The 18,917-nt window shown below is 38.2% G+C and carries 18 protein-coding genes; 7 read left to right on the forward strand and 11 right to left on the reverse strand.

The window, feature by feature from the left end:
* Nucleotide 1: 1 nt before the first annotated feature.
* Nucleotides 2-2,221 (reverse strand): bifunctional alpha,alpha-trehalose-phosphate synthase (UDP-forming)/trehalose-phosphatase, encoded by a 2,220-nt coding sequence (locus MWU78_RS08200; protein WP_246996825.1) that lies wholly within the window; start codon nucleotides 2,219-2,221, stop codon nucleotides 2-4.
* Nucleotides 2,222-2,324: 103 nt separating this feature from the next.
* On the opposite strand from MWU78_RS08200, the gene MWU78_RS08205 reads away from it, so the two are divergent.
* Nucleotides 2,325-4,136 (forward strand): glycoside hydrolase family 15 protein, encoded by a 1,812-nt coding sequence (locus tag MWU78_RS08205; RefSeq protein WP_246996827.1) that lies wholly within the window; start codon nucleotides 2,325-2,327, stop codon nucleotides 4,134-4,136.
* A gap of 74 nt (nucleotides 4,137-4,210) precedes the next feature.
* Here MWU78_RS08205 and MWU78_RS08210 read toward each other — a convergent pair whose 3' ends face one another.
* From MWU78_RS08210 to MWU78_RS08220, 3 genes are read right to left on the reverse strand one after another with little or no spacing between them, the layout of a single operon-like run.
* Complete coding sequence (locus tag MWU78_RS08210) at nucleotides 4,211-4,975, reverse strand: TIGR02757 family protein (protein WP_246996829.1); 765 nt, start codon at nucleotides 4,973-4,975, stop codon at nucleotides 4,211-4,213.
* Nucleotides 4,972-5,535 carry a CPBP family intramembrane glutamic endopeptidase gene (locus MWU78_RS08215; protein ID WP_246996831.1) on the reverse strand — a complete coding sequence of 188 codons (564 nt, stop codon included), beginning with the start codon at nucleotides 5,533-5,535 and terminating at the stop codon, nucleotides 4,972-4,974. The genes MWU78_RS08210 and MWU78_RS08215 overlap by 4 nt, the downstream gene beginning before the upstream one ends.
* Entirely contained in the window at nucleotides 5,532-6,194 is a 663-nt protein-coding gene (locus tag MWU78_RS08220) for an ABC transporter ATP-binding protein (protein ID WP_246997431.1), read from the reverse strand. Before MWU78_RS08220 ends, MWU78_RS08215 begins: the two co-directional genes overlap by 4 nt.
* Nucleotides 6,195-6,468: 274 nt before the next feature.
* Between MWU78_RS08220 and folE the strand changes: the two genes are divergently transcribed.
* The 5 genes from folE (at nucleotide 6,469) to MWU78_RS08245 (ending at nucleotide 10,180) form a co-directional block, all read left to right on the forward strand.
* On the forward strand, nucleotides 6,469-7,068 hold the full coding sequence (folE, locus tag MWU78_RS08225; RefSeq protein WP_246996833.1) for a GTP cyclohydrolase I FolE: 600 nt from the start codon (nucleotides 6,469-6,471) through the stop codon (nucleotides 7,066-7,068).
* A gap of 77 nt (nucleotides 7,069-7,145) precedes the next feature.
* Nucleotides 7,146-7,448 carry a hypothetical protein gene (locus tag MWU78_RS08230; protein WP_246996835.1) on the forward strand — a complete coding sequence of 101 codons (303 nt, stop codon included), beginning with the start codon at nucleotides 7,146-7,148 and terminating at the stop codon, nucleotides 7,446-7,448.
* Nucleotides 7,449-7,567: 119 nt separating this feature from the next.
* Nucleotides 7,568-8,788: a sulfite oxidase gene (locus MWU78_RS08235; protein ID WP_246996837.1), complete on the forward strand. Its 1,221-nt coding sequence runs from the start codon at nucleotides 7,568-7,570 to the stop codon at nucleotides 8,786-8,788.
* Nucleotides 8,789-9,274 (forward strand): monoheme cytochrome C, encoded by a 486-nt coding sequence (locus MWU78_RS08240; RefSeq protein WP_246996839.1) that lies wholly within the window; start codon nucleotides 8,789-8,791, stop codon nucleotides 9,272-9,274.
* 30 nt (nucleotides 9,275-9,304) lie between these two features.
* Nucleotides 9,305-10,180 carry a sterol desaturase family protein gene (locus tag MWU78_RS08245; RefSeq protein ID WP_246996841.1) on the forward strand — a complete coding sequence of 292 codons (876 nt, stop codon included), beginning with the start codon at nucleotides 9,305-9,307 and terminating at the stop codon, nucleotides 10,178-10,180.
* Nucleotides 10,181-10,248: 68 nt separating this feature from the next.
* On the opposite strand, the gene MWU78_RS08250 is transcribed toward MWU78_RS08245, so the two are convergent.
* The 7 genes from MWU78_RS08250 to MWU78_RS08280 form a co-directional block, all read right to left on the reverse strand.
* Complete coding sequence (locus tag MWU78_RS08250; protein WP_246996843.1) at nucleotides 10,249-12,534, reverse strand: TonB-dependent receptor; 2,286 nt, start codon at nucleotides 12,532-12,534, stop codon at nucleotides 10,249-10,251.
* Between the two features lie 720 nt (nucleotides 12,535-13,254).
* On the reverse strand, nucleotides 13,255-13,575 hold the full coding sequence (locus MWU78_RS08255) for a DUF6787 family protein (RefSeq protein ID WP_246996845.1): 321 nt from the start codon (nucleotides 13,573-13,575) through the stop codon (nucleotides 13,255-13,257).
* A 30-nt stretch (nucleotides 13,576-13,605) separates the two neighbouring features.
* Entirely contained in the window at nucleotides 13,606-14,061 is a 456-nt protein-coding gene (locus MWU78_RS08260; RefSeq protein WP_246996847.1) for a DUF6146 family protein, read from the reverse strand.
* Nucleotides 14,062-14,219: 158 nt separating this feature from the next.
* Entirely contained in the window at nucleotides 14,220-14,852 is a 633-nt protein-coding gene (locus MWU78_RS08265) for a DUF937 domain-containing protein (protein ID WP_246996849.1), read from the reverse strand.
* 82 nt (nucleotides 14,853-14,934) lie between these two features.
* A complete protein-coding gene (locus MWU78_RS08270; protein ID WP_246996851.1) occupies nucleotides 14,935-15,885 on the reverse strand; it encodes a D-2-hydroxyacid dehydrogenase in 951 nt (316 codons plus the stop codon).
* 144 nt (nucleotides 15,886-16,029) lie between these two features.
* The gene (gene serC / locus MWU78_RS08275) at nucleotides 16,030-17,094 is read right to left on the reverse strand and encodes a 3-phosphoserine/phosphohydroxythreonine transaminase (protein WP_246996853.1); all 1,065 of its coding nucleotides are present in this window, start codon (nucleotides 17,092-17,094) and stop codon (nucleotides 16,030-16,032) included.
* A gap of 208 nt (nucleotides 17,095-17,302) precedes the next feature.
* Nucleotides 17,303-18,364 carry an acyl-CoA reductase gene (locus tag MWU78_RS08280; RefSeq protein ID WP_246996855.1) on the reverse strand — a complete coding sequence of 354 codons (1,062 nt, stop codon included), beginning with the start codon at nucleotides 18,362-18,364 and terminating at the stop codon, nucleotides 17,303-17,305.
* A gap of 86 nt (nucleotides 18,365-18,450) precedes the next feature.
* On the opposite strand from MWU78_RS08280, the gene MWU78_RS08285 reads away from it, so the two are divergent.
* Complete coding sequence (locus tag MWU78_RS08285) at nucleotides 18,451-18,801, forward strand: 4Fe-4S dicluster domain-containing protein (RefSeq protein ID WP_246996857.1); 351 nt, start codon at nucleotides 18,451-18,453, stop codon at nucleotides 18,799-18,801.
* The last annotated feature ends 116 nt before the right edge of the window (nucleotides 18,802-18,917 follow it).

Genomic DNA, 18,917 nt, shown 5'->3' on the forward strand with positions numbered 1-18,917 from the left:
TTTATTTTTTTGGTTGATCAACAAAATGTTCAAGCAAATCCCTAACGTTCTTAATACTGTCTACATAATACCTGGCCTGGGTTTTTTGACGTCCTACTTTTACGGTAATGGCGCTATCCGGTAATTCCTGGAACATAAATTCATCGGTCCAATCATCCCCTATGGCAAATACAAAATCATATTCCTTTTGGGAAAACACGCGCATAGCGGCACGACCTTTGTTTACGTTGCTGCTCTTAATTTCGATTACCTTATTTCCGTTCAGTATACTCAAATCGTCATTGGCAATTAAACTGGTCAGTACCGTATTGAGTTCTGTTGCCCTTTTTTGTCCAAAATCTGGATCGGTCTTTCTGTAGTGCCATGCGAGAGAATAGTTTTTTTCTTCGATAAAGCTGCCTGGAGTCCTATCAACAAAAGATTCCAATACGGGATGAATTTTTTCCATCCAATCCCTTTTAACATTTTCCAACATTCTAAACTCTTCTCCGTTTTCAGAGATCCACACCCCATGTTCCACGATCATATTATACTTTTTTGGCAAAAACCATTTGGTGAAGGTATCTTTGTCACGACCACTAATCAAGTATATATCGGTATTTTTCAATGCCGACATACGGTCCAATAAATCGTACATTTCCTCATCTGGATTTGCTTTTTGTGGATCACCGTGAAAGCCTGCCAAGGTACCATCATAGTCCAAGAATAATAATCTTTTTTTCGCCTTCCCATAATCGTCTGTAATAACCTTCAACATATCTTTGGACAACCTGCGTGACTTATAGGAATGGTCTATTTCTTTTTGATTTTGTAGGGAGGTCATAAAGTCATTGGCCCATTTTTCTACATTATATCTTTTCAATCTTTTTTGTAAAATTGAATTTCTAGCCTGTTGCTCTTCTACAGGCATATTAATGGCTTCGTAGAGGGCGTCTGCAATTTCCTCAAAATTATTGGGATTAATAAGCAATGATTCGTTCATTTCGTTCGCGGAACCGGCCATTTCACTAAGGATAAGAACACCGGTTTGATCGGTTCTTGTGGCAATATATTCCTTGGCCACAAGGTTCATTCCGTCCCTAATGGGTGTTAACCAGGCAATATCACTGGAAGTATAAAGATCTATTAGGTTTTCGAAGGGCATAGACCGATAAAAATACCAGATGGGTGTCCAGCTTACAGTTGAAAATTCCCCGTTGATTCTCCCCACCAACTCATCTATTTCCTTTTTAAGCAATTGATATTGTGGCACATTTGATCGGGAAGGCACTGCTAGGACAATAAGTCTAACCTTTTCCTTGTACTGGGGGTATTTGTTTAAAAAATATTCAAAGGCATTAAGTCGCTTCGCAATTCCCTTCGAATAATCCAAACGGTCTATAGATAAAAAGAACTTGGCGTCAGGAGCTGATTCTTTGTGCATATCCAATCTTCGTTGTAATTCCGATCGTTGGCCAGATTTATTTTCATCGTGTTTTTTCGCAGCGTCGCTAAATTTTTTATAATCAATTCCCATAGGAAAGGAATCTACTTTTATAACACGGTCTTCAAGATGGATATCATTGAAACTCACTTCCAACCCCAACAATCTCCTTACCGAACTTAAAAAATGTCTTTCGTAATCATAGGTGTGAAAACCGATCAAATCTGATCCCAACAACCCCATTAGAACTTCTTTACGCCAGGGTAAAGTTCTAAATATCTCATAGGAGGGGAAAGGTATATGCAAAAAGAAACCAATTGAAATATTGGGGCGCTTTTCCCGCACCATCTGCGGTACCAGCATCAATTGGTAGTCATGCACCCAAATAGTGTCATTGTCCCCTGCTTTTTCCAAAATGGCATCCGCAAATTTTTGGTTTACGGCTTTATACGTATTCCAACTTTCAAGCTCAAATTCCGAATATTCCAAAAAATAATGAAATAGCGGCCAAATGGTACGGTTGCTAAAGCCGTAATAAAAACCATCTACTTCTTCCGAACTTAGATTTACCTTGGATGATCCGTGCTCTGCCAAGGCCTTGTCAATTTCAGGGGCAAGTCCGTCTGGAATTTCTTCGTCCGTTAATCCGCTCCATCCAATCCACAGACTATCACCTCCTTTATGAACAGATTTCATACCCGTGGCCAATCCGCCTACACTTGGTATTGCAGTAATGCTTCCATTATCAATTTGTAATTGTACGGGTAGTCTATTTGAGATTATGATAGTTTTGGCCATAATTTGACGTTTTTAAGTGTTATTCGTATTTAATTTGCCTAAATTTCGGTAAAATGATGTGTAAAACCTACTAATAAAGGTTATTTAAAGGACAAAATATAATATGGATAATTTAGATTACGGAATAATAGGGAATTGTAGAAGTGCTGCATTGATTTCTAAGAATGGTTCATTGGATTGGTGTTGTTTGCCAGAATTTGATTCCTCTTCCATATTTGCAAAAATTCTTGATGATGAAATAGGAGGTAGTTTTGAAATCTTGGTGGATGATACTTACACTATTGAACAAAAGTATATTCCCTTGACCGCTATTTTGGTCACGAGCTTTTCTGATGGTATAAATACTTTTGAAGTTCAAGATTTTATGCCCCGTTATTATAAGCACAGTGGAGGCTATAATGCACCCCCGGAAATTATACGATATATAAAGCTAGTTTCGGGCAAGCCGGTATTTAGGGTATTGTACAATCCCAAACTGGAATACGCCATGGGGAAAACAAATACCTATGTCAAAAAGAGTTTTATTGCCAGTTTAACCCATGAGGTAAAGTTCGATACCTTTTTTCTTTACACTTCTTTTAATAAAGAAAGTGTACTGGCACAACGTGAAATAGTTTTGGAAAGCGATGGATATTTTCTGTTGGGCTATAATGAAAAGATATTGGAGCCAACCTTGGAAAGGGTTTATTTAGAATTGGAGCGCACCAAAGTTTACTGGTTGAATTGGTCCAGCAAGACACCTACTTATAAGAAATATGATGCCGAGATAAAAAGAAGTGCCCTAACCTTAAAGATGTTAAGTTATGATAAGTCCGGTGCCGTTCTAGCCGCTGCAACCACCTCACTTCCAGAAACCATAGGTGAAGTTAGGAATTGGGACTATCGTTTTTGTTGGATCCGGGATGCCTCCATGGTAATTAAGGTGGTTGGACAATTGGGTCATAAGAATATAGCCAAACGTTATTTACAATTTATCATTGACCTTATTCCGGATAAGGATGAGAAGTTGCAAATAATGTACGGTATAAATAAGGAGAAAAAGTTAACGGAAGAAACTTTGGATCACTTGAAAGGTTACAAGGATTCTAAACCTGTAAGAGTAGGAAACGCAGCTTACAAGCAGCGGCAGAATGATATATATGGTATCCTTATGGATGTTATATACACACAATTGGAGAAATTTAATACGGAAATAGAGAATGGGGAAGAGCTTTGGGGAATTACCAAGGGAATTGTTTGGATCGTAAATAAGCATTGGCAAGAGGCCGATAAGGGGATATGGGAATTCCGTACAGAGGACAGGCATTTTACATTTTCAAAGGTGCTATGTTGGACGGCTATTGACAGGGCTATTAAAGTGGCCGAACTTTTTGGGAAGCAGAGAAAATTGAATAAATGGCGAACTTTGGAGAAGGAAATTCGAGAGGATATTCATTCGCACGCATGGAATGAAGAAAAACAGGCATTTACACAATCTTATGGATCGCCACATTTGGATGCCTCGGTACTATTAATGGAATCTTATGGTTTTATTGATCCCAAAGATCCCAAGTATGTAAGTACGGTGCTGGCCATTGAACGTGAATTATGTAATGACGGCCTTCTATATCGTTATAAAAATGAAGATGATTTTGGATTGCCCTCATCCTCCTTTACTATTTGTACTTTTTGGTTTATCAATAGTCTATTTAAGATAGGTCATGAAGAAAAGGCAATGAAACATTTTGATCAATTATTGAGTTATAGCAACCATTTAGGTCTGTTTAGTGAGGATATAGATTTTGAGACAAAGAGGTTGCTGGGCAACTTCCCTCAAGCGTATTCGCATTTGGCATTGATAGAATGTGCTATGAATTTTTCCAAAAAACACAGTGAAATGGAAATATTGGAGTCACTTACCGATCACGATAAATAATAAAGGTCATGATTTAGGCACAGCGGCCTTAAGAAGGTGGTTCAAGTACAATTGCAGGAAACTGCTCTTATCCTTTAGAATTTTTCAAACACCCCCAGGCCAAACAAGGCAAAATCGTATTTTACGGGGTCATGGGGGTCTAATTTTCTAAGGTTAGTGTCTAATTCCGTCAAGGCCTTTCCGTCATTTTGTCTGCGCTGAATTAAGCCCAGTTTGCGTGCCACATTACCGGAATGGACATCCAAGGGACAAGACAGTTGGGAAGGTTTAATTTTATTCCAAATGCCAAAATCCACTCCGGTGTTATTATCTCTTACCATCCACCTTAAAAACATGTTAATACGTTTGGCCGCTGACCCTTTTAAGGGGTCGGACACATGTTTTGTGGTCCTCGATAAATGGTCGAGTTCAAAGAAAATAGTCTTGAAATGTGAGATGGAAGATTGTAGTGATTTTAAATCACTTTTCAGTGCGAACAATTCCTCCAGACCCGAATGATGTTTGTAAATGTTTTTTAAACTGCGTATAAAATACCTAAGGTCTTCACCGTTGAAAGTTCTATGCACAAAGCCATGAAGTTTTTCAATATCCTGCTCTTCATGGTTCATTACGAAGTCGAAAGGGGAGGAGTCCAGCATTTCCATCATTCGTTCTGCATTGTTTATGATACTTTTTCTGTTGCCCCAAGCAATGGTAGAGGTTAGAAAGCCACTGATTTCGATATCCTCCTTTTTTGTAAATCTATGTGGAATTTGGATGGGGTCCGTAGATAAAAAATCGGGGCGGTTATATTGTACAACCTTGGCATCCAAAAATTCTTTGAGTTCCTGCTGTGTCATTCCAAGGGGATATTTAAAAGTTTATAAAGAAGTAGTGGTGTAATTAGTATGGCATTATATGTAGCGTGCAGGCAGATAGACCACCTTAGTCCCAATTTAACACGAACGTAACTTAAAAACGCACCCAAAATAAGCTGAGGAGCCACTAGTAACGGTGCAATATAATATATCTTAATTGACATTTCAAAATTGGACAAATGAACCCCTGCAAACAATAAAATGGAGAGGTACAGAATGTAATTGAAATATTTTTTGTTCCTGAACCATATCAGCGGGCCTCTAAAAAGCGTTTCCTCAACTATTGGAGCAATAACTACCGCCATAAAAAATAAGGAAATGACCGAATATTCCTCTAGAAAGGTCTCAATGGCATGCTCCCCAAGATCAATTCCCAAAAGGCTTATTAACCATTCATTGAATATGGCAACAATCAGGCTCAACATTATACCCCAAGCAAGGAGGGCAGAAACAATTTTTAGCTTTAACGCATTTTGTACATGGACCAACCTTATATAGATCGGATCCTTCATAAACCTCCATACTTTATAAAGTATTTTCATCGCGTTATGGAGCCGTCCACCATGGTCAACTTTCTATCCGCCATATTAGCCAATTCCTCATTATGTGTGACAATAACAAAAGTTTGCCCAAATTGATCCCTGAGATCAAAGAATAACTTGTGAAGATTATCGGCACTTTCTGAATCCAAATTACCACTGGGTTCGTCGGCAAAAATAACGGAGGGGTTATTCACCAAAGCCCGAGCCACAGCTACCCGTTGTTGCTCTCCACCCGAAAGTTCATTGGGTTTATGTTGTAATCTGTGTGAAAGTCCCAAGAATTCCAAAAGTTCTGCGGCACGTTTTTCCGCTTCTTCCTTTTTGGTCCCTTTAATAAAAGCGGGGATACATACATTTTCCAAGGCGGTAAACTCTGGTAATAGCTGATGGAATTGAAAGATAAATCCAATATGACAATTACGAAATTTGGCCATCGCATTGTCCGAAAGTTTCGTTACGTCCTCTTCATTTATTAGAAGGGTGCTGTCATTTTTATTGCTTTGGGTGTCCAAAGTACCCAATATTTGTAAAAGGGTAGTTTTACCAGCGCCTGAGGGCCCTACAATGGACACAACCTCCCCTTTTTGAATGTGAAGGTCAACTCCTTTAAGTACCTGGAGTTTGCCGTAATATTTATTGATATTTGTAGCCTTGATCATCGTTTTTAAATATGGGTTGAAAGTAAACATTAACGAGAAGAATACAAAATGGTTGTACCTACCAAAGTCTTTTCCAAATTGTTCCAATAGTGATTTTATCTTCAAAAAAATTATGGATTAATCAGACTTAATATTCTTTTTATTATGATACGGTAATTATTATATTGTGTTCACGACAAAATCAGCCCACTTTATAAAAAGGAAATAGTATTTTAGTTTTTCATAATATTGGGGTAAGCGAACCGATATAAAATATATTTAGGACAAGGAATTTATGAAACAATATAACAGTTTGGAAGAATACAATTTGGAAATTACCGATGAGGTTAAATCCAGATATTCATCGATTATTAATGAAATTGGAGAAGACCTTACTAGGGATGGGTTGGTAAAAACTCCTGAGAGAGCAGCAAAGGCAATGCTTTTTTTAACGCAGGGCTATAAACAGGATGCGGTAGAGATTCTCAAAAGTGCCATGTTTAAGGAGTCTTACGATGAGATGGTAATTATAAAGGATATTGAAGTATATTCTTTGTGCGAGCACCATATGTTGCCCTTTTTTGGTAAGGCCCATATAGCCTATATTCCCAATGGCCATATTGTTGGTCTGAGCAAAATACCTAGGGTGGTCGATGTTTTTGCAAGGCGATTACAAGTACAGGAAAGGTTGACCAATGATATCTTGGAATGTCTTAACAATACCCTGAAACCACAAGGTGTGGCGGTCGTCATCGAGGCCTCCCATATGTGCATGATGATGAGAGGGGTGCAAAAGCAAAATTCCGTAACTACAACTTCAGGATTTAGAGGTCAGTTTGAAAAGATTGAAACCCGGAACGAGTTCTTAAAATTGATCAGTTCCAAATTGTCATAATACAATCCCGGATAAAGAAATCAATGTTTTGGCATTTTATTTGATTCAGAAGTCGTTGTAAATTATTATTTTTAAACATGTCCACACTAAAAGACCATAAATTAAGGAACTTAATCTTGGGATTACTTTTTGATGCAATAGGAATGCTTTCATTTGTTATTCCCGGTATTGGTGAATTTTCGGATATTATATGGGCACCTGTGGCCGGATGGTTAATGACCAGATTATACAAGGGAAAGATTGGACGTGCTGCAGGTGTAATTACCTTTGTAGAAGAAATGTTACCCGGTCTGGACATTCTCCCAACCTTTACCATAATGTGGTTTTATACTTATATTTTCAAGTCCTTCAAAAAAGAAAAATTTATATCGGTCAAGTAATTGGACTATCTAGCTATAATAGAATGTGATAGGCCGATCTAACATTTATTTAGTAACTATAGTTACTTACAATTCCCAATATCTTTCTTAGATTTATCTTCTATTACAATTAAATTTAAATGGAAAGAAGAAATTTTGTCAAAAAAACCACTTTGGGTTCTTTGGCTGGAATACTGGGTGTGGAAATTGTTTTTGGATCTAAAATACCAGAAAACTATACCTTATTGGGGCTTCAGGACCCAGACCCATTTCAAATGTTCAATAAGGATAAGGAAATGGTAGTTCTTAATAGCAAACCGTGGAATATGGAGGCCACGGCACATTTATTGGACGACAGGATAACACCTAATAAATATATGTTTATCCGAAACAATGGGTTGGTTCCGGAAAATATCAATGCAAAGGAGTGGACCATTACGTTTGATGGGGAATCGGTAAAGGAAAAGAAAACTTTTACGTTGGAAGAACTCAAGTCAAAATTCACCCACCATACCTATCAACTTACCGTAGAATGCGGAGGAAATGGCAGGAGCGAATTTGACCCGCCTGCAAAGGGAAACCAATGGACTATTGGGGCCGTAGGTTGTGCTTCATGGACAGGGGTGCGTTTAAAGGATGTGTTGAAAGAGGTTGGAATAAAGGATGATGCCGTATATATTGGCTATCATGCAGCAGACCAACACTTAAGTAGGGACCCTCAAAAAGAGCCTATTTCCAGGGGTGTACCAATGCCAAAGGCCTTACAGGACGAAACATTGTTGGCCTTTAAAATGAACGGAGATGATATTCCCCTGGTGCATGGATATCCATTGCGTTTGGTATGTGGCGGCTGGCCAGCATCTACTTCCGGAAAATGGGTGAATAGGATAAGCGTTCGCAACATAGTGCATGATGGGGAAAAAATGACAGGAACCTCTTATAAGGTGCCCTGTAACCCTGTTGCTCCAGGTGAAGAAGTTAGGGAAGAAGACATGTGTATTATAGAATCCATGCCCGTAAAATCCTTGATTACCTACCCCAAAACAGGAGCGATGATTGCCAAGGGTAAAAAACTTAATATTAGAGGTCATGCTTGGGCAGGGGAACTGGAAGTTTCCAAAGTCTCCTATTCTATAGATTTCGGGGCCACTTGGTCCGATTGTATTTTGGAAAAGCCCGCTAACAGGTTGGCATGGCAGCATTTCAAGGCAAGTATAGACTTTCCTAAAACGGGCTATTATGAGGTGTGGGCAAAAGCTACTGATTCTAAAGGAGTTAGTCAACCCATGTTGTTGCCAGGATGGAACCCCAAAGGATACCTGAATAATGCCAGCCACAGAATTGCTGTAAAAGTTAGTTAAATGAACAAACAGGATAATTTTAGAAAGCAGGTCAAGTCCTTTTATAGCGTATTAGTGGTTTCCTTCGTCATGGTTATACTTATTGGGGTTTTGGGAATTATTTATATGATGGATCCATCTGCTTTTTCTTTTAAGGGAGATGCACCCAATTCTGAAGTAATTGGAGTAACCAACGAAGATGAAGATTGGGATAAGATCGAAAATGGCATCCACCTCAGAACAGGATTTAAGGACGGAGAAGGTTTAATGACCGTAGTTAATAATTGTACCAATTGTCATTCTGCCCAATTGGTGATACAGAACAGAATGAACGAGGAGCGTTGGATAGAGACCATTCGCTGGATGCAAAAAACCCAGAATTTATGGGATTTGGGAGATAACGAAAAGGTTATAATTAATTATTTGGTCACTAATTATCCTCCAATGAGTAAGGGGAGAAGAGAAGCACTGACTAATATAGAATGGTATCCATTGAAGGAGGAATAAGGTAGTGAGGTAATGTAAAGGAAATAGATCTTGGGAAAATATTTTGAAGCTTTTATTAATGCGTTTATAGGAACTGCGAATTGGACATGGAAGTCCATTATATTCGAAGTGCCTTGGTATACCAATTATTTCTGGGGTTTGGTAGCAATTTCCCTAGTGGTTTGGTTGCTCGAAATTTTATTTCCTTGGCGCAAAGAGCAATCTATTTTTAGAAGGGATTTTTGGTTGGATGGCTTCTATATGTTCTTTAATTTTTTCCTTTTTGCCATTGCAATAAGTGGCTTCTATAAGTTATTGGGATTACTATTCAGCGATTTGGGGATCAAGCAAAGCAGTATGGCCATATTGGATATGTCACAATTTCCTTCCTGGGTCCAATTATTAATCTTTTTTTTGGTTTTGGATTTTGTCCAATGGTTTACCCATATTTTACTCCATAGATATAAGTTTTTATGGAAATTTCACCAAATACACCACAGTGTTAAGGAGATGGGCTTTGCCGCTCACTTAAGGTATCATTGGATGGAAAACGTGTTGTACAAACCTCTAAAAACTTTTGGGGTAATGATCTTGGGAGGCTTTGAACCGGAACAAGCCTATATTGTCCATTTTTTTGCAATAGCCATTGGTCATTTTAACCATGCCAACATAAAAATTACCTGGGGACCCTTAAAATATATTTTGAATAATCCTGTAATGCACCTTTATCATCACGCGCATGATTTGCCGGATGGGAAATACGGCGTGAATTTTGGCATCAGCCTAAGTCTATGGGATTATATTTTTAAAACCAACTATATCCCAGAGGACAGTGGCACCATTGAATTGGGCTTTAAAGGAGATGAAAAAATTCCGAAATCTTTTTGGAAACAATTAACCTACGGCTTAGGGAAACCTAAACCGTAGGTATTTGTTCTGATTGGAATAATTGTTGGATCCAATTTGGAAAAAAGACTCCTCTTTGCGAAGGTCTTTTACAATAGAATGTTTAGACCAACAACAACCGATCTTCCCATATTCAAAATATCCTCACTTTTTAGACGGGATAGATGGGCAATATATTGTTTATCCAAAAGGTTATTGGCACTAATGGTGATATTCATAGATTTTTTCAAAAATTTAATATCCCCTCCCAAACCGGCATTTAAAAGGGAATATCCAGGGGTGACAGTTTCAAAAACACTTACTTTTCCCTGCTTAAAGGTGGTGTTCAAGGAAACGAACGCATTGGATCTAAGCCACCATCCCTTGGCATTATTGAACTCTACCCTCAAAGTGTTGGTCAACTTATTAGCGGGTATTAGGGGTAAGGCTTCACCGGACTTCAATTCACCGAACACCGTTTGGTAACTACTCTCTATATGCAACCAATCGTAAGGATGCGGGTGCAAATGAAATCCAATTTCCCCTCCGTAAAGTATAGCATCTTGTTGCAGATAGTTGTAAACAGGGGTTTCATCCATAACCGTTCCACTTGGCGCTATGTAGATATAATCCTTTATACTGTTGTGAAATCCATTTAGAAAAAATTCATAATGTTCATTTTGAAATTCCAATGCCAGATCAATTTGAAGGTTTTGCTCGTTCTTTAAGTCTCTATTTCCAATTTCAAACCTATTGGTACCCTCATGGGTACCATAAGAAGTGAGTTCTGCCAAATTGGGAGCCCTAAACCCAGTAGCCACATTAATTCTACCAGTAAATTGCTCGGAAATATTGTTCTTGTATCCGAAGGCGCCATTAAAGCTATTAAAGTTACGTTTTAAAGGAGCAATATATCCTTCTTCCCCGCTAAGGCCATACGCCTTCCCGTCTATTTGCCTATGATCATAGCGCAATCCCACTTGAAAATCGTTGTTTTGATCGAGGTGAAAATGGGTAGTCCCCAAAAACCCTATATCTTGGGTAGTTGCATCCGGAATTAAAATCTCTTCCCCATAATTTTTATTGGTTTGATAAATTCCTTGCATGCCAACAACAGTTTCAAACTTGCCCGATTTAGGGAGATGGTACTGCAGGTTATAATTAAAGGTGTTAAGCTTCATGTCCAAGGCAGCTTCTTCATGATCTTCTTCTTCCACATGGTCTTCTTCCTCTTCCTCGTGGATCTCTTCCTCTTCCTCATGGTGATCGTGATCTTCAAACTCCTTACGGTTGTTGCCAATGTAACCTAAGGTGATGTCCAAATTGGAGTTGTTGAAGAATATTTTGGAATTGGAGCTCAAAATGTGGTTGTCCAATTTCTGATAAGGCAGATCGGGTGTTCTGGAGGTGGTTTGCAGGCCCACCTCTTCCGGAATACCCAAATTGGATTGGTTGTAATTGTATCTGATATCACTTTTAAAGGTGGTTGCTTGATAGCCCAATCCCACTTTTAAATCTTTCTCGTTGAACCGGGAGTTGGTAACCCTATTACCATCCCCACTTAAATAATCAACATGGTTATTGGTTGCCAAGCGCAAAAGATATTTAAATTTTTCTCCTGAGGTTCTTATTCCAGCTCCACTGCTTATACCAAGGGTGTTGCTATTGTAGTTGAAATTTACATCGCCCTCAGTGCTGTTAGGGGATGCAAATTTTTCAGGGTTTAAATAAAGAACTCCCCCCATAGCATCTGATCCATATAATAGGGAAGCGGGACCCTTTATTACCTCAACACTTTCTATGCCCGCTTCGTTTACCCCTAGACCATGTTCCGCACCAAACTGTTGGTTTTCCAAGCGAATACCTTGCGTATAAACCAAAACACGGTTGGAGGTAAGCCCCCTGATTACTGGTTTTCCTATACCCACACCGGTAGAAACCACATCCACTCCGGGAATGGCGCCTATACCTTCCACAAGCGTTGGGGCCCCTTGGCTCTTGAGCGATGAAAGCTTAGCAAACTCTACCTTCATAACGTTTTCGCGCTGTAATTTATGAAATGGGGTAGATACAATAACTTCTTCCATTTCAATGGCACTTGGGAGCAATGAAATATCTAAGGCGTTACTGCCTTTTTCTATGGTGATATTTCCGGAAAAAGTTTGAAAACCGATAAAAGAGGCGACTATTTTATAGGTCCCAGTTGGTAAACCGTTAATTTTATACTCCCCACTAGCATTGGTAACACTGCCCTTTTCCAATTGAGGGAAGTATATGGCTACCTGCTCCAACGCCTCTCCATTCTCTTTGTCGGTTATTTTTCCGGCAAGACTATTTTGGGAATTGGCCAAAATGGATGTCATCATAATTAGAATTGACAAGAGTATTTTTTTCATGTATTAAGTTTTTATAAAATGTAGCAACGCTTAATGGTCCCTACATTAATTTTGTTTTAGTGGAGTTTAAAATCGACGTTCTCACAAATTGACTTCTTACTAGACAGGAAAATATTAAAATTAAGATTTACGCCTATTGGATTTTTACTATTACGCGTATGGCTATATTAAATTATGATATTTCATAATATGGTAATACTTACATATATGTCCAGTGACAAGCTTATTTGCTTGCCGTAAAGAATTGCCACTGAAGAATTTTAACCGATTATTCTATTATTCGGATTGAGTATTTTTTGGATAAAAACAAGCAGCTGACAATTAATTTATGGCAATTTAAGAAACAGGGGGAGGACCTCTGCGGGAGAAATGAAGTTTTTGATACTTGCTTAAAAAATTATAAAAGTTTATAATTTTTATTGATTTGGGTATTTCTGAAAATGTTCTGAATTCTTGTTGTAGATAAGTATAATAAGGTGTGATGTTGAATTTATGATAATCGCAATCCAATTCTACCTCATGTATATGTAGTTTAATTTTTTCTTTACATACAACGGTATGGTGCTCAAAGATGGCATGATTCAATTTTATTACTGAAGGAAGTAATATTAAACCGACCAGTAGGGCAGCAATAAAAGAAAATAGGATATTTCTTGTAATTATCTTCACCATTCAAATCTAGGGGTATGCCAGCAAAATGTTTGTTAAGAAAAATATAATTTATTTAAGTATGAAGCCTAAGCCCATACGGCTTAACATCTTTTTTTCAAATTCCCAAAAGAATTTGAACTGGCCAAATAACCACCCGTAAATAACCAATAGGAATTGATATATGGGAAAAATCAATAAAATCCGAAAGAATAAATAAATTATACCGCCCCAAATAAAATCGGGAGAAAAGTTATCCCTATTCAGTCCTAACCAATTAAGAAATGGTTTGGCAGCATAAACTGCCGATGAACCTGTAATGGAGAATACTATAAAAATTATCGTTAGCTGCAAATTAGAGCTTACTCCCCAACGTTGTTTTAATTTCTTCATACATTAATAAATCACCACAAAGATAACTTTTTATACGCGAGGAACAAATGGTCCCAATCTTTGATTGTATTTACGCTGGAAATAAATAAAGTAATTATAAAGTTTATAATTTACCTCATAACCATAATCCGTATTGGGGTCATAGTCGATTTGTAATTCATATAGATTGGAATTGTATCTAAAAGGTTGCCTCACCCTTTGGTTCCACTCCACGACATAAATTCTGTTTCTATTTTCCAAATAGGATTGGGAATAAAACCCTTCGGGCTTGGCAATGCTCTGCAGCCAAAAGTCGAATCCAGGTTCTATTATAATAATTTCATATTCTGTTTTGTCATCCTTGATGGCAATGGTGTCTCCTTGGGTTTGGGAAAAGGCTGTCTTCTCTTCATCTGTAATGGAAATCGCTTTCTTGGAACTGGTGCAATTGGCCAAGGACAAAATAAACAGGATAAGAATGCCGATTGTGAAAATATTCTTTTTCATTGCTTTTATTTTTTTCAATGGTACTTTTAAAAAAGCGGAAAAATAATATGTATTGTTCGTACAGCTATGTAATTCACTTCATCCACTTTCTTCCTTTAAGGTACAAAAAAAAAGCCATTTGGGTTACAAATGGCTTTTCATAAAATATGTTAAAACTACTATTTTCCAAAAAGCCCGCCGAGTAAGCCTCCCAGTCCACCTTTCTTTTTACTGGTTCCCATGACCATTCCTGCAACATCATCCAAAACACTTCCATCACCATCGGCATCCAAAAGTGTTGTAATCAGGCTCTGATTCTGTTGTGGCTGTCCGCCCAACATACTTCCCAATAAACTATTTAGGCCATTGGCATCACTTACATTGCTCTGGGCCTTCTGTTTACCCAAATAGGCCATTACCAATGGAGCAGCAATTTTTAAAATATCGGCTACGGCTCCAGCGTCCAGACCCGATTTTTGACTTAAAGCATTTTCTACATTGGCTTGTTTTCCTCCAAAAACATGTCCAAGGATTCCTGCACCATCCTCCTTAACCGACTGATCTATGCCACCTTCGAATAGTCCTCCAAGGTTATCCAATAGTCCACCATCGTGTTTTGATGAAAGGGCGCTCATTAGGCCTTCGGCCCCTTTTGGGGAAGAAACGTTTTTTTTCATGGCACCTAAAAGCAATGGCATGGCCATACTTAATACATCCGCTGTCTTGTTTTCCGGTTGTCCCGTTTGACCAGCAACTCCACTAATTAATTGTTTACCTAATGGGCTACTTAATAAATCCAATAATCCTGACATTTTTATAGTATTACGGTTAGAAACTAATTTTCTTCAAGGTACAAAAAAGAGTTTAAAGCAGGGAGGTAATCGCGCTGTACATTTATTTGTAAAGATCTATAATTTGGGATGCCAGCTCCAATCCGATCCGATCTTGCGCTTCCTCTGTGGCGGCTCCAATATGGGGGCTTAGTGAAATGTCCGGATGCATTAAAATCCGTAATTCCGGGATAGGTTCGGATTCATAAACATCCAGCCCAGCAAAGGCTACCTTCCCACTCTCCAAGGCATCAACAAGGGCAACCTCGTCCAATATGCCACCACGGGCAGCATTAACGATACCAACGCCATCCTTCATTAAGGCAAACTCTCTTTTACCAATGATATAGGATTTTTGCGCAGGAACGTGTAAACTAATAAAATCGGCCGTTTTCAACAAGTTTTCCAATGGGGTACTACTAAGCTCAAAAGAAATTGATCGGTTATCAAAAAAGGGTACGGTCACTGTGGCCTCATCCAAAAAAGGATCGGTGAAAATGACTTTCATTCCTAACCCCAAGGCTATTCTTGCAGTGGCCACTCCAATTCTTCCAAATCCAATAATCCCAAGGGTTTTACCTCTAAGTTCAATGCCTTTGGCATAGGCATTCTTAAGTTTCTTAAAATTACTATCCCCTTCCAAAGGCATGTTTCTATTGGCATCGTGTAAAAACCTCACTCCGCTGAAGAGGTGGGCAAAGACCAATTCGGCTACTGAAGAAGATGAAGCTTCTGGAGTATTGATTACATGTATGTCCTTGGATTTGGCGTGGTCCACATTTATATTATCCATTCCAACTCCACCACGCCCTATTATTTTTAAAGTAGGACAAGCATCTATAACCTCTTTAGTGACTTTCGTAGAACTTCTGACCAATAGTACCGAAACATTATTTTGGTTGATATAAGCAACAAGTTGTTCTTGGGCCACATTTACTGCCAGAACTTCGAAACCGGCATTTTCCAAAGTCTCCTTACCACTTTTTGATATTCCGTCGTTTGCTAAAATTTTCATTTATTCTCTAATTGTTAAATTCTAAATATTAAGTAATGGAATTAAATGAACCGTGATTGAAAATTATGGTCACAATTTTAACTATATCTTCCCAATTTTCACCAAAACTGGCTGGCAAAAACAAACTTCCATTTCTTCCTGTAGTTATGCTTTCCTCTCCAATTCGCTCATTACATCTACCAAAGTGCCAACACTATCCAACGGAAGGGCATTGTACATAGAGGCTCTATAACCACCCACGGAACGATGTCCGTTTAATCCACTTATACCAGCTTCCTTACACATCCCATCAAAAACAACTTTCAGCTTATCCTCGGTCAAGGTGAAGGTGGCGTTCATATTGGAACGGTCCTCTTTATGCGCGTACCCCTTAAATAAAGGATTCAAATCTATTTCTGAGTACAGTAGCTGGGCCTTCTTTTCGTTTATCTTTTCTATGGCAGGAATTCCACCTAGGTTCTTTAGCCATTCTAGGGTTAACATGGAAACGTAAACAGGAAAAACCGCAGGGGTATTAAACATGCTTTCCTTGTCTATATGCACTTTATAATCCAACATTGAAGGAATTTTTCTTGTTACCTTGCCCAGTATTTCTTCTTTTATCACCACCAGTGTAGTTCCTGCTGGGCCCATGTTCTTTTGTGCCCCGGCGTAAATAAGGTCAAATTGGGAGAAATCCAATTGTCTGGAAAATATGTCCGAACTCATATCGCAAACCAAGGTGGTACTTGTTTTTGGAAATTTCTTTATTTGTGTTCCAAAAATGGTATTATTGGAGGTAAGGTGTAGGTAGTCCAGGTCATTGGGAATGGTATAACCTTTAGGGATATAACTAAAATTCTCGTCTTTGGATGAGCCAACCTCAATTACCTCTCCAAAAAGTTTAGCTTCCTTAACGGCCTTATCCGCCCAGGTACCGGTATTGAGATAACCAGCTTTTTTTTCCAATAGATTATAGGCTACCATTAAGAATTCCAAGCTAGCACCTCCCTGCAAGAATAAAGCTTGATAGCCCTTTCCTTCCAAATCCAATAACTCCAGGGCCAAAGACCTGGCTTTATCCATAACGGCCACAAAATCTTTGCTTCTATGTGAAATCTCAATAAGGGAAAGTCCCAAACCATTAAAATCCAATACGGCTTCAGAAGCTTTTATGATTACTTCCTGTGGCAATATACAAGGGCCGGCACTAAAATTATGTTTTTTCATTTATCTCTTTTTAAGGTTATTCAAAGATTAATTTCTATCTCGGAAAAATTAAAATAATTATTGTGATTCATTATCTTAATTATTTGATAATCATTAATCTGAGTTATTGTTGTTTTGGAAATATTTAAAATCCGTTTTTTTTATATTTTAGGGGTCAAAGGTCATAAATAATTTAGGAAGAAGGGTACTGCCTCCAAACATTATTCCATTATGTTTTCAACAAAAAATCAACAGTATCAATATTGTCGGCATATTCGTTTAATGATGGTTTTTGGGTTTGCCCAAAAGGTATCTCATCAGCCATGAAGCCTTTGGATACAATGCATTGAATCTTGTCCTGTTCTTGTGATAGTCTCATTTTTAAATCTTCCAAGGAATCATAGAACTCATAAAAAACGGTGGCAATGGGGGAGGCGTAGTTTTTATCCTCCTTTAGCATGAGGAAACCATTTTCCAATATCTTGAACAAACTCATTAGGTACACAGCCTTGTTATAATCATAATTATTGGCGTATTTATGGTGTTCAATAATGGTATTGTAAGGGTAAACAGCTTTAAATAGTGCGTCAAAATTAAAATCTTTGGGTACAAATAATTTGGAAACACTTCTACATCCCAGTCCGTAATATCTGAAAATATCCTCACCCAAAGCTGTCAGTTCTTCCTTGGTTTCATTACCAGTGAGGACAGCCACCGAATTTCTATTTTTCCTAATGATATTAGGTTTTTTTCCGAAATAGTGCTCAAAATAACGCGATGTATTGTCGCTTCCCGTTGCAATTACAGCATCAAAATCTTCCAACTTGCCATCTGCAAAAGAAATTGCGTCTTTTAAGGAAGGTTCCATTTCTATTAAATATTGGGCAACAAAGGGTAGTAACACTTGGTCGTTCGAGGAAAGTTTCACAATGGCCCTATTTCCAGTGATTAGGGTACTTAAAAAATCATGGAAACCTACCAAGGGAATATTACCGGCCATAATCAAGGCTACCGATTTAGGTTTGTTTTTATCCACTTCATAGGCCATTAACCAGCTTTCCAGCTTCAATGGTGTCAGTAGTTCGGCCCAACTTTCCAAACTAAATAAAATATTTTCAGGGGTAAACCAACCATTCTTATGTCCGGCCAAGGCTAGTATTTCATCGAATTTTTTAAACCATGCATGCTGATTATCATCTATTTGAGTTTTGTTTTTTGCATATTTGCAATATTCTTTAAAAAAACTACCAAGTTTAACAAAAGCATTAAGTCTATGTCTAAGGTCAGTCATTATATTTGTAAAAGATTTTATTAGGCTTTACCTTTGTACAAAAGTATTGATACTGAAATTAAATCAGCATAAAGAAATAGAAAAATATGGCAATTATAATAACAGATGAGTGCATAAATTGTGGAGCTTGTGAACCAGAATGCCCAAATACTGCAATTTATGAAGGTGCAGATGATTGGCGTTATAGTGACGGAACCCTTTTAAAGGGTAATGTGGTACTGCCCAGTGGTAAAGCCGTTGATGCCGACGAATCACAGGAGCCAGTAAGTGACGAGATATATTTTATTGTTCCCGATAAGTGTACGGAATGTAAAGGTTTTCATGATGAGCCCCAGTGTGCTGCGGTTTGCCCTGTGGATTGCTGTATTCCGGATGACAACCATGTGGAGTCTGAAGAAGAGCTTTTGGGCAAACAACGTTTTATGCACCCTGAATAGGTCTTTTAATACTGTTTTTTAGCAATTCCTTTCCCGTTTTATGGGTTCAATTTTTAATTTTCCAAAGGCTATTGGGGGAGATTTTGAAATAATTCTTCATAAGGAATAAGGGTTGT

This window comes from Arenibacter sp. F26102 (assembly GCF_023015865.1).
GTDB lineage: Bacteria > Bacteroidota > Bacteroidia > Flavobacteriales > Flavobacteriaceae > Arenibacter.

Excerpts from the sequence above, each read along its gene's own strand:
- MWU78_RS08200 (WP_246996825.1), bottom strand. The coding sequence starts at position 2,221 with ATGGCCAAAACTATCATAATCTCAAATAGACTACCCGTACAATTACAA.
- MWU78_RS08205 (WP_246996827.1), top strand. The coding sequence starts at position 2,325 with ATGGATAATTTAGATTACGGAATAATAGGGAATTGTAGAAGTGCTGCA.
- MWU78_RS08210 (WP_246996829.1), bottom strand. The coding sequence starts at position 4,975 with ATGACACAGCAGGAACTCAAAGAATTTTTGGATGCCAAGGTTGTACAA.
- MWU78_RS08215 (WP_246996831.1), bottom strand. The coding sequence starts at position 5,535 with ATGAAAATACTTTATAAAGTATGGAGGTTTATGAAGGATCCGATCTAT.
- MWU78_RS08220 (WP_246997431.1), bottom strand. The coding sequence starts at position 6,194 with ATGATCAAGGCTACAAATATCAATAAATATTACGGCAAACTCCAGGTA.
- folE (WP_246996833.1), top strand. The coding sequence starts at position 6,469 with ATGAAACAATATAACAGTTTGGAAGAATACAATTTGGAAATTACCGAT.
- MWU78_RS08230 (WP_246996835.1), top strand. The coding sequence starts at position 7,146 with ATGTCCACACTAAAAGACCATAAATTAAGGAACTTAATCTTGGGATTA.
- MWU78_RS08235 (WP_246996837.1), top strand. The coding sequence starts at position 7,568 with ATGGAAAGAAGAAATTTTGTCAAAAAAACCACTTTGGGTTCTTTGGCT.
- MWU78_RS08240 (WP_246996839.1), top strand. The coding sequence starts at position 8,789 with ATGAACAAACAGGATAATTTTAGAAAGCAGGTCAAGTCCTTTTATAGC.
- MWU78_RS08250 (WP_246996843.1), bottom strand. The coding sequence starts at position 12,534 with ATGAAAAAAATACTCTTGTCAATTCTAATTATGATGACATCCATTTTG.
- MWU78_RS08255 (WP_246996845.1), bottom strand. The coding sequence starts at position 13,575 with ATGAAGAAATTAAAACAACGTTGGGGAGTAAGCTCTAATTTGCAGCTA.
- MWU78_RS08260 (WP_246996847.1), bottom strand. The coding sequence starts at position 14,061 with ATGAAAAAGAATATTTTCACAATCGGCATTCTTATCCTGTTTATTTTG.
- MWU78_RS08265 (WP_246996849.1), bottom strand. The coding sequence starts at position 14,852 with ATGTCAGGATTATTGGATTTATTAAGTAGCCCATTAGGTAAACAATTA.
- MWU78_RS08270 (WP_246996851.1), bottom strand. The coding sequence starts at position 15,885 with ATGAAAATTTTAGCAAACGACGGAATATCAAAAAGTGGTAAGGAGACT.
- serC (WP_246996853.1), bottom strand. The coding sequence starts at position 17,094 with ATGAAAAAACATAATTTTAGTGCCGGCCCTTGTATATTGCCACAGGAA.
- MWU78_RS08280 (WP_246996855.1), bottom strand. The coding sequence starts at position 18,364 with ATGACTGACCTTAGACATAGACTTAATGCTTTTGTTAAACTTGGTAGT.
- MWU78_RS08285 (WP_246996857.1), top strand. The coding sequence starts at position 18,451 with ATGGCAATTATAATAACAGATGAGTGCATAAATTGTGGAGCTTGTGAA.